The sequence below is a fragment of the Streptomyces sp. NPDC050418 genome, assembly GCF_044458745.1.
Classification (GTDB): domain Bacteria; phylum Actinomycetota; class Actinomycetes; order Streptomycetales; family Streptomycetaceae; genus Streptomyces.
In genome coordinates this window covers 77,889-86,951 of sequence record NZ_JBITIG010000019.1, presented here as the reverse complement: position 1 = coordinate 86,951, position 9,063 = coordinate 77,889, and the positions used below count along the sequence as shown (strand labels likewise).

General features: G+C 71.7%; 7 protein-coding genes. 2 read left to right on the top strand and 5 right to left on the bottom strand.

All coding sequences use genetic code 11. From position 1 onward, the window contains the following. Positions 1 to 215: 215 nt before the first annotated feature. The gene (locus ACIBI4_RS34500; RefSeq protein ID WP_399208193.1) at positions 216 to 2,654 is read right to left on the bottom strand and encodes an ABC transporter permease; all 2,439 of its coding nucleotides are present in this window, start codon (positions 2,652 to 2,654) and stop codon (positions 216 to 218) included. Beyond that, positions 2,654 to 3,406: an ATP-binding cassette domain-containing protein gene (locus ACIBI4_RS34495; RefSeq protein ID WP_399208192.1), complete on the bottom strand. Its 753-nt coding sequence runs from the start codon at positions 3,404 to 3,406 to the stop codon at positions 2,654 to 2,656. The genes ACIBI4_RS34500 and ACIBI4_RS34495 overlap by 1 nt, the downstream gene beginning before the upstream one ends. Before the next feature lie 316 nt (positions 3,407 to 3,722). On the opposite strand from ACIBI4_RS34495, the gene ACIBI4_RS34490 reads away from it, so the two are divergent. Then, positions 3,723 to 4,949 carry a cation:proton antiporter gene (locus ACIBI4_RS34490; protein WP_399208191.1) on the top strand — a complete coding sequence of 409 codons (1,227 nt, stop codon included), beginning with the start codon at positions 3,723 to 3,725 and terminating at the stop codon, positions 4,947 to 4,949. On the opposite strand, the gene ACIBI4_RS34485 is transcribed toward ACIBI4_RS34490, so the two are convergent. After that, positions 4,906 to 6,072, bottom strand: a complete 1,167-nt coding sequence (locus ACIBI4_RS34485; protein WP_399208190.1) for a PP2C family protein-serine/threonine phosphatase — start codon at positions 6,070 to 6,072, stop codon at positions 4,906 to 4,908. The genes ACIBI4_RS34490 and ACIBI4_RS34485 overlap by 44 nt on opposite strands. A gap of 237 nt (positions 6,073 to 6,309) precedes the next feature. Between ACIBI4_RS34485 and ACIBI4_RS34480 the strand changes: the two genes are divergently transcribed. Continuing rightward, on the top strand, positions 6,310 to 7,539 hold the full coding sequence (locus ACIBI4_RS34480; RefSeq protein ID WP_399208189.1) for a GNAT family N-acetyltransferase: 1,230 nt from the start codon (positions 6,310 to 6,312) through the stop codon (positions 7,537 to 7,539). 13 nt (positions 7,540 to 7,552) lie between these two features. Here the strand turns inward: ACIBI4_RS34480 and ACIBI4_RS34475 are convergent, their stop codons facing one another. Together ACIBI4_RS34475 and ACIBI4_RS34470 are read right to left on the bottom strand one after the other, a co-directional pair. Beyond that, positions 7,553 to 8,362 carry an Fpg/Nei family DNA glycosylase gene (locus ACIBI4_RS34475; RefSeq protein WP_399208188.1) on the bottom strand — a complete coding sequence of 270 codons (810 nt, stop codon included), beginning with the start codon at positions 8,360 to 8,362 and terminating at the stop codon, positions 7,553 to 7,555. Positions 8,363 to 8,431: 69 nt separating this feature from the next. Continuing rightward, positions 8,432 to 8,917 (bottom strand): ribose-5-phosphate isomerase, encoded by a 486-nt coding sequence (locus ACIBI4_RS34470; protein WP_399208187.1) that lies wholly within the window; start codon positions 8,915 to 8,917, stop codon positions 8,432 to 8,434. Positions 8,918 to 9,063 lie beyond the last annotated feature (146 nt).

Here is a 9,063-nt window from a genome sequence, read left to right as displayed (position 1 = left end):
CAACGACCCCAGATCATCACTCGACGTCTGCGACTGCGACCGCAGACTCGACAACACGGACGCACCCATATCGAACTTCATCGGGCCTCCCCCGGCCTGGTCAGGATGGACTGCATGGCTGGATGCATGACGGTCCGATGGCCGGAATGCATACGGAGCCATCTCTATCAATTGTTGGCCGAGGCATGCAATCGGCGGTCACCCGCGTTCGCGGTTCACCTGTGCGTACGCAGCGCCGCCCGGGCCGGAAGGTGCGTGGCGAGGAGGCCGAGCGCGAGGGCGGAGGCCGCGAAGGAGCCGTAGACGAGCGGGGGTATGTAGGGGCTCTCGCCCGTGAGGCCGTTCATCATCGGGACGAGGGTGGCGAGCGCGATGGCGGAGCCGAGGGCGATGCCCGCGCACGCGACGAGGAGCGCCTCCCAGCCGACCATGTGCAGCACCTGGCGGCGGGTGGAGCCGATGAGGCGGAGCATGCCGAGCTCGCGGCGGCGGTCGAGGACTGTCATCACCAGGGTGTTGCCGGCGGCGAGGGCGGCGAAGCCGCCGAGGACCGCGGCCATGGTGGTGTTCGCCCAGGCATTGAGCTCGCGGTCCAGGGATGCGGTGCCCGTGTAGCCGCCGCGGTCCAGGACCTGGCCGAGCGGGGCGAGCGCGGCGGCGGTGGAACCCTTCGTCCACAGCTCGGAGGCGAAGGCGGAGGTGACATGGGGCTTCAAGACGTCCTGGGCGAGGGTGACTTGGGAGAGGCCCAGGCCGCGTCCGTACGTGGCGACGACGGTCGGCTCGGCCCTGGTGCCGTCGGGCAGCCGCAGTTCGATCCGGTCGCCGACGCCGACCCTGGCGCTCTGCGCGAGGCTCGCGTCGACGGCGACCTCGTCGGCGCCGAGGCGGAGGGTGCCCGCGCGGACGTCGAGGTCCTGGACCTGGGCGAGCGCCTTCGCCGTACCGGAGACGCCTTGGGCGGAGGCGGACTGGAGCCGGCGGTCGCCGCCGGAGCCCGCCTCGACGAGGACCGAGGTCTTGAGGAGCGAGACGGCCGCGGTGGCGCCGTGGGTGCGGTCGAGGGCATCGGCGCGCAGTCCGTGCTCCGCGCGCACGATGTGGTCGGCGGTGATGCCGGCCGCCTGCTGACGGGCCGCCGCACGGTCCTCGCTGGTGTGCATGAAGACGAGGGTCGAGGCGAAGGCCATCGCGAGCACGATGGGGGTGATGGCGGAGGCCATCCGGCGTGCGTTCGTACGGGAGTTGGCGGCGGCGAGGGAGCCAGGTGCGCCCGCGCCGCGCAGGAAAAGACCGAAGAGCGCCGCGCAGCCGCGGGCCACGAACGGGCCGAGCAGCGCTACGGCCAGCATGAACAGCATCACGACGCCGAGTGCCGCGTTGGCCGCGTCCTCGCCGGTCTCGCTCGCGGCAAGCCGGGCGAAGAAGAAGCCGCCGACGAGCGCGCCGACGCCGAGCGGTGTACGGATCCAGCCGGGCCGCAGCCGCTCCACGCTCGCCTCGCCCAGCGCCTGGCCGGGCTTGATGCGCGAGGCGCGGCGGGCGGCGGCGTATCCGGCGAGGAGCGCAGTGAGCAGGACGGCGCCGATGGCGCTCACCAGCGGGATCCAGGAGACGGAGAGCTGAACCGCTTCCGGGACGGCTCCCTTCTCCTTGAGCTGCCCGAACCACCAGGTGGCGAGCGCGATCCCGGGCAGACAGCCGGCGGCTCCGGCGACCGGTGCGAGCATCAGGGCCTCGGTGGCGATGGTGCGCCGGATCTGCCGGGGGGTCGCCCCGACGGCCCGCAGCAGCGCGAACTCGCGGGCGCGCTGCCCGACGCAGAGCGCGACGGTGCCCGCGGCCGTGAACACGGCGACCATCGTGGCGACTCCGCCGAAGGAGCCGCCGATTCCGGTGAGCATCTCCTGGGCGGAGGCGAGCGCCCCGCCCTCGGCATTTCCGCGCGCCTCCCCCGCGTACACCTTCGCCTTGCCGCCGAGCGCGTGGGCGACCTGCTCCTTCAACTCGCCTGCGGTGGTGCCCTTTTCGGGTAGGACGGCGATGGCGTCGATCCTTCCGGGGTGACCGGAGAGCCGCGGCGCCTCGGCGTCGGCGAGCCACGCGGTCGGGCCCGAGGCGCGGACCAGCCCGGAGACGGTGAAGAGGCGCGGGCCGTCCGGTGTCGTGAGGCTGATGCGCGCACCCACGCGAGCCGCACCCTCGGTCACCACGACCTCGCCGGTCCGGGGCGCCGCACCACTGCTCAGACGCTCGCCGGTGAACGCGGTCGAACCCCAGTTGTGCGCGGTCACCGCCCCCTTCTCTCCTTGCAGGGGAAAGGTGAGGTCGGCGACGGCCGTCCGCGCGCCGGGCACCGAACCGGCCTTCGCCACCAAGGAGTTGTCGAGGCGCGCCCGGTCGGGCACGGGGTGCGGCGAGTCGGTGCGGCTGTCGCCGCCGCCGGTGACGAAGTGGGCCTGCTGGTCCGCGGCGGCGACCACAGGCGCGCCCGCATAGCGCTCGGGCGGCACGGAGGCCCGTACTCCCGTCTCCAGGAGGATGCCGCAGGCCGAGACGATCAGCGCGGCCATCGCGAGCGCCAGGAACGTGCCCGCGAACGAGGCCGGTTTGAAGCGGACGGCGGCCCGCGCGAGGCCGTTGGGCCGGAACATCAGGCGGCCGCCCCCTCGTACGCAGGGGTGGTGAGGGTGGCCATGCGGGCGGCGATCCGCGGTGCGTCCGCGCCGTCGAGCCGGTCGACGAGGCGGCCGTCCGCGAGGAAGAGGACCCGGTCGGCATACGCGGCGGCGGCCGGATCGTGCGTGACCATGACGACGGTGGCCGTGAGCCGGTCGACGGCCGTGCGCAGAAGTCCCAGGACCTCGGCGGCCGTCGTGGTGTCGAGTGCGCCGGTCGGCTCGTCGGCGAAGACGACATCGGGGCTGGTGACGAGGGCACGCGCGATTGCCACACGCTGCTGCTGACCGCCGGACAGCTCACCCGGCCGGCGCCTCGCCTTGTCGCCGAGACCGACTTGCGCGAGGACTTCGGCGGCCTGGCGACGGTCGGGCCGCCGGCCGGCCAGACGCATCGGCAGCAGGACGTTCTGTTCGACGGTGAGGGACGGCAGCAGGTTGAACGCCTGGAAGACGAAGCCGAGCCGGGTGCGGCGCAGTTCCGTCAGCTTGTTCTCCCCCATGCCCGTGATCTCCGTACCGCCGAGGCGGACCGATCCCGCGCTCGGGCGGTCGAGCCCGGCGGCGCACTGCAGGAACGTGGATTTGCCGGAGCCGGAGGGCCCCATGACGGCGGTGAAGCTGCCGCGCTCCAGGGCGAGATCGATCCCCCGCAACGCGTGCACGGTGCCGCGCCCGCGCCCGTAGGTGCGGGTCACACCGCGCAGTTCGACCGCGTGGTCATCCATGATCCGGTTCTCCTCCGTCGTCCCCGCCGCGTCGTTCTTCGATCGCTTACGACGGTACGAATCGGGCACGCCCCGGGACCATGAGGTACGCCTCCACGTTTTCATGGGGGTTTACCCCACCCCCCTGCCACGGCGGCCCACGAGACCGGTCCCCATGTGAGGGTCGGCACGGATAGTTGCTACGTAAACACTTTGGTAAGCTAACTATTGACGCGTTCTTGACGTTTGCTTTACCTGCCGCACCCGCCTCCACCTGCCGCACCCCCGCTTCACGACAGGAGAGAAGCCCATCGGACACGCAGACACCTTGATAGCCATGGGCGGCGCCTTCCTCGCCGCCGCGGTCCTCGCCCGGCTCGGCGGCCGGATCGGACTGCCCACCATTCCGCTGTTCATCCTGGCCGGGATCCTTCTCGGCCCCCACACGCCCGGGATCGTGCTCGTCGCCGATCCGCACGACCTGGAGATGCTCTCCGCGCTCGGACTCGTCCTGCTGCTCTTCTATCTCGGGCTCGAGTTCCATATGGACGACCTCAAAGCGGGCGGCCGCAAGATGGCCGTCGCCGGGGGGAGTTACCTCGCGCTGAACGTCGGCGCCGGCCTCGGTTTCGGATTCGCCCTCGGCTGGGGCACCTCCGAAGCTCTGGTCCTCGCCGGGGTGCTCGGCATCTCGTCGTCCGCGATCGTCACCAAAGTCCTGGTGGACACCGGCCGGCTCGGCAACCCCGAGACCAAGCCGATCCTCGGGATCATCGTGGTCGAGGACATCTTCCTCGCCCTCTACCTGGCCGCCCTGCAGCCCATCCTGTCCGGCGCGGACTCGCTCGCCGCGGCCGTCATGGACGGCGGCAAGGCCTTCGGCTTCCTGATCCTGCTGGCGCTCGCCGCCCGCTTCGGCACCCGCATCGTCGGCAAGCTCTTCGCCACCCGCGACGACGAACTGCTCGTCATCTCGTTCCTGGGCGCGGCCGTGTTCATGGCCGGGGTCTCCGAGTGGTTCGGGGTCGCGGACGCGATCGGCGCGTTCATGGTCGGTCTGATGCTCGGCAGTACGACGTCGGGCGAGCGGATCCGCAAGCTCGTCCATCCGCTGCGGGACGCGTTCGGCGCGATCTTCTTCTTCGCGTTCGGGCTCTCCATCGACCCGGGCGACCTGCCGGTCGTCCTGTGGCCGGTGCTCGCCGCCGTCGCCGTGACGCTGGTGATGAACGTGGTCGCCGGTCTCGCCGCGGCCCGCGTCTACCGCTTCGGAGCCGGGCCCGCGGCGAACATCTCCACCACCCTGCTCGCCCGCGGCGAGTTCGCGCTGATCCTCGCCACGATGGCGGCCGGCGCGGGACTCGACGACCGGCTCTCGCCGTTCATTGCGGGATACGTGCTGCTGCTGGCCGTCCTCGGGCCGCTGGCCGCCGGTCAGTCGCACTGGCTGGCGCGGATCCTGCCGAAGGGGAAAGCGGTCGTCGCCGAGCCGGCGCTCGCGGCTCCCGGCAGCGAACGACTCACGCCTCCCGGCAGAGAAGAAGCAGTGCTCGATCGTCGTTGACGTCCTTGGCGACGGCCTCGATGAGATGCCAGGCAGCGCCGTGGAAGCCGCCCGCGACATAGCGGTCGGCTTCCCCGGTGAGGCGGTCGATGCCCTCGGCGATGTCGCGGTCGGAGGTCTCCACCAGGCCGTCCGTGAACAGCATCAGGACGTCCCCCGGCTGCAGCGATCCCTTCACCGGGTCGAACTGCGCCCCGTCGTACACCCCGAGCAGCGGGCCCTCGGCGCTCTTCTCCTCCCAGCGGCCCGTGCCCGCGTGCAGCTGCACGGCCGGCGGATGGCCCGCGGAGAGCAGTTCGTAGTCGCCCGATTCGAGGTCGAGGGCGAGGTGGATCGAGGTCGCGAAGCCCTCGTCCCAGTCCTGGCGGAGCAGATAGCCGTTGGCCGCGGGCAGGAACTCGTGCGGCGGCAGCGAGCCGAGCAGGCCGCCGAAGGCACCGGACAGGAGCAGCGCGCGGGAGGCCGCGCCCATGCCTTTGCCGGAGACGTCCGTGAGGACGACCTCCAGGGTGCGGCCGCCGTTCGTACGGGCCGCGCAGACGAAGTCGCCGGAGAAGGACTGGCCGCCGGCGGGCCGCAGCGCCATCTCGCGGTGCCAGCCGGCCGGCAGCGTGGGCAGCTTGCTCTGGACCCGGATACGTTCGCGCAGGTCGAAGAGCATGGTGCCGCCGCGCCGCCAGGGCACACCGACGCGGCTGCGGAACTGGGCGATGAGGAGTCCGAAGAAGCCGCAGGCCGCGACCACCAGGACGACGCCGGGTGTGACGGTCGCCGGACCGTCCTGGTAGGGGCCGAGCACGACCGACTCGACGATCAGCGCGGCCGCGGCCGCCGCGTACAGACCGAGCAGGCTCGCGGGCCGCAGCAGCAGTCCGCCCGCGACGATCGGCAGACAGAGCAGGGCCGGGGAGAACCACACGGGTATCGCGAGCGTGCCCGTCATGATCGCCGGGACCATCACGAGAAGTCCGGCCAGGGCGACCCAGTCCGAGCCGTCCCCGCGGAAGTAGTCGACGCCCGATTTGCGCAGCCCGACTCGGGCCCGGTGCCAGCGTTTGCGCATCCGGGCCGGGAACGTCTCCGCCTCCGCGCGTTCCGCGCGGGCGCGCTGTGCACCGGCCATCGTGCGAGGACCCTATCCACCCGGAGCCGCCCCGTGCACGGGAGGTCTGCCTTCTCCCCCGCACGAGCGGGGCCGGTCACACCAGGTGTGACGCCAGGAACACGCCAGGTGGCCACATCCGCACCACGGCTCCCGCGCGCCCGGTCCGTCCGGGAATGCGGCAGGTAAAGGGGAAGCATGCCTCCGCGCGGGAAAAATCCCTCGCCCGTCGTCCCGGCCGCCTGGTAGGCAGGGCATATGACACTTGAGATCCGCACGCTGAAGTCGGATGACTGGGAACGCTGGTTCTCCGTCCTGGAGTTGACGTTCGGCGGTGTGCAGCAACCGGCGCCGGAGCGGGAGTTCGACCGGGCGGTCACCGAGACCGAGCGGTCCATCGGGGTGTGGGACGGCGACGAGCCGGTCGGCTGCGCGGGGGCCTTCTCGTTCCGGCTGACCGTGCCCGGCGGCGCCTCGGTGCCGGCGGCCGGCGTCACGATGGTGGGGGTCTCGCCCACGCACCGCCGCCGCGGCATCCTCACGTCGATGATGCGGCGCCAGCTCGACGACGTACGGGCGCTGGGTGAACCGCTCGCGGTGCTCACCGCGTCCGAGCCCGCGATCTACGGGCGCTTCGGGTACGGCGTGGCGACCCAGCAGCTCACCGCCGCGATCGACAGCGAGCGGGTGCGCCTTGCGGTGCCGCCGGGCGCCGACGGCATCACGCTGCGGCTCGCCGATCCGAAGGCGTCGCACGAGCGCTGCGAGGAGCTGTACGCGCGGCTCGTCCCGCTGCGTCCCGGGATGCTCGCGCGCCTGGACGCGTGGCGCGAGGGCATGCTCATCGACCCGCCCGAGAGCCGCGACGGCGCCTCACCGCTGCAGTGCCTGGTGGCCGAGCGGGACGGTGATCTTGTGGGATACGCACGGTTCCGTACGAAGCCGGACTGGGACGCCGCGGGGCCGAGGGGCACCGTGAAGGTGGACGAGCTGGAGGCCGTGGACGGCGCCGCGCACGCGGCGCTCCTGCGGCACTTCCTGTCGATGGACCTGATGACGACGGTCGAGCTGAAGGCCCGTCCGCTCGACGACCCCTGGCAGTACCTCGTCTCCGACATCCGGCGCTGCAACGTCCGGCTGCGCGACTCGCTGCATCTGCGTCCGGTGGAGGTCGGCGCGGCCCTCGAAGCGCGCACGTACCGTACGCCCGTCGACGTGGTGTTCGAGGTGACCGACCCCTTCTGCCCCTGGAACGAGGGGCGTTGGCGGCTCACCGGCGACAGTGTGGGCGCCGCGTGCAAGCGGACGGACGACGCGGCCGATCTGGCGTTGTCCGTACGGGAGTTGGGCGCGGCCTATCTGGGCGGGGTCAGCCTCACGTCGCTGGCGGCGGCGGGGCGGGTGACCGAGCTCCGGCCCGGGACACTCGCGGCGGCGTCGCTCGCGTTCGGGTCCGACGTGGCGCCTTGGCTGCCGCACGGGTTCTAGCGATACGCCGGCCCTAGCGGGACTGGCACCCCGGGCACCAGAACAAATTGCGGGCGGCGAGATCGGCGGTGCGGATCTCGCCGCCACAGATATGACAGGGCAGGTTCGCCCTGCGGTAGACGTAGACCTCGCCGCCGTGGTCGTCCACGCGCGGCGGGCGGCCCATCGCCTCCGGGGTGTGCTCGGGGCGCACGGTGTCGATGCGGTTGTTGCGCACGCCCTCGCGCATCAGGTCCACCAGATCCGCCCAGATCACGTCCCATTCGCGACGCGTGAGGTCCTTGCCCGCGCGGTACGGGTCGATGCCGTGCCGGAAGAGGACCTCGGCGCGGTAGACGTTGCCGACGCCCGCGATCACCTTCTGGTCCATGAGCAGGGCGGCGACGGTCGTACGGGAGCGGCTGATCCTGGCCCACGCCTTGCCGGGGTCGTCGTCGGCGCGCAGCGGGTCGGGGCCGAGGCGGTCGTGTATCGCCTGCTTCTCGCCGTCCGTGATCAGGGCGCAGGTCGTCGGGCCGCGCAGGTCCGCGTACGCCTTCGGGTGCGTGAGGCGCAGGCGGACGGTGTCGGTGGGCGGGGGCGCGGCGGGGCCGCCGAAGTCCAGCTTGCCGAAGAGGCCGAGGTGGATGTGGATCCAGCCCAGCTTGCCGAAGCCGAGGAACAGGTGTTTGCCGTGTGCCTCGGCTTCGGTCAGCCTTCTGCCGTCGAGCAGGGTCGCGCTCCGGGCGAACTTGCCCTGGGGGCTGGTGACTTTAAGGGTCCTCCGCAGGAAGCGGTCCCTGTGGTCCTGGGCCAGGCGGTGGATCGTATGGCCCTCAGGCACGGCGTTCTCCTAGTGCGCGCGGACATGCGAGTGGGCCGGCCGGAGCCGGCCCACGGGTACGGCGGAGGCTCAGCCCTGCGGGTGGTGTGCCGGGATCGGCGGGAGTTCGCGGGTGCGCTCGTAGTCCGAGAGCATCTCGATGCGGCGGGTGTGGCGCGGCTCGTCCGAGTACGGCGTGGTCAGGAAGACCTCGACGAACTTCGTGGCCTCGTCCTGGGTGTGCATCCGGCCGCCGATGGAGACGACGTTCGCGTTGTTGTGCTCGCGGCCGAGCGCGGCGGTCTGCTCGCTCCAGGCCAGCGCGCACCGTACGCCCTGGACCTTGTTCGCGGCGATCTGCTCGCCGTTGCCGGAGCCGCCGATCACGATGCCCAGCGCGTCCGGGTCCGCGGCCGTCTTCTCGGCGGCGCGCAGACAGAACGGCGGGTAGTCGTCCTGGGCGTCATAGATGTGCGGACCGCAGTCCACGGGCTCGTGGCCGTGGGCCGTGAGCCACTCGACGAGGTGGTTCTTGAGTTCGAAGCCGGCATGGTCGGAGCCGAGGTACACGCGCATGGGTCCGAGTGTGGCATGTCCCCGGACGGGGAGTCGCGCCCGGGTCGCGGCACCGGGTCTTTTTGCAGGGTCCTTGTACAACGATCCGGAATCGGGACTTCCGCCTCTGTCGTTCGACCGTTTAAATGCGAGGGCTCGCCACCCGA

Coding starts and splice junctions, on each gene's coding strand:
- ACIBI4_RS34500 (WP_399208193.1), bottom strand. CDS start 2,654: ATGTTCCGGCCCAACGGCCTCGCGCGGGCCGCCGTCCGCTTCAAACCG.
- ACIBI4_RS34495 (WP_399208192.1), bottom strand. CDS start 3,406: ATGGATGACCACGCGGTCGAACTGCGCGGTGTGACCCGCACCTACGGG.
- ACIBI4_RS34490 (WP_399208191.1), top strand. CDS start 3,723: ATGGGCGGCGCCTTCCTCGCCGCCGCGGTCCTCGCCCGGCTCGGCGGC.
- ACIBI4_RS34485 (WP_399208190.1), bottom strand. CDS start 6,072: ATGGCCGGTGCACAGCGCGCCCGCGCGGAACGCGCGGAGGCGGAGACG.
- ACIBI4_RS34480 (WP_399208189.1), top strand. CDS start 6,310: ATGACACTTGAGATCCGCACGCTGAAGTCGGATGACTGGGAACGCTGG.
- ACIBI4_RS34470 (WP_399208187.1), bottom strand. CDS start 8,917: ATGCGCGTGTACCTCGGCTCCGACCATGCCGGCTTCGAACTCAAGAAC.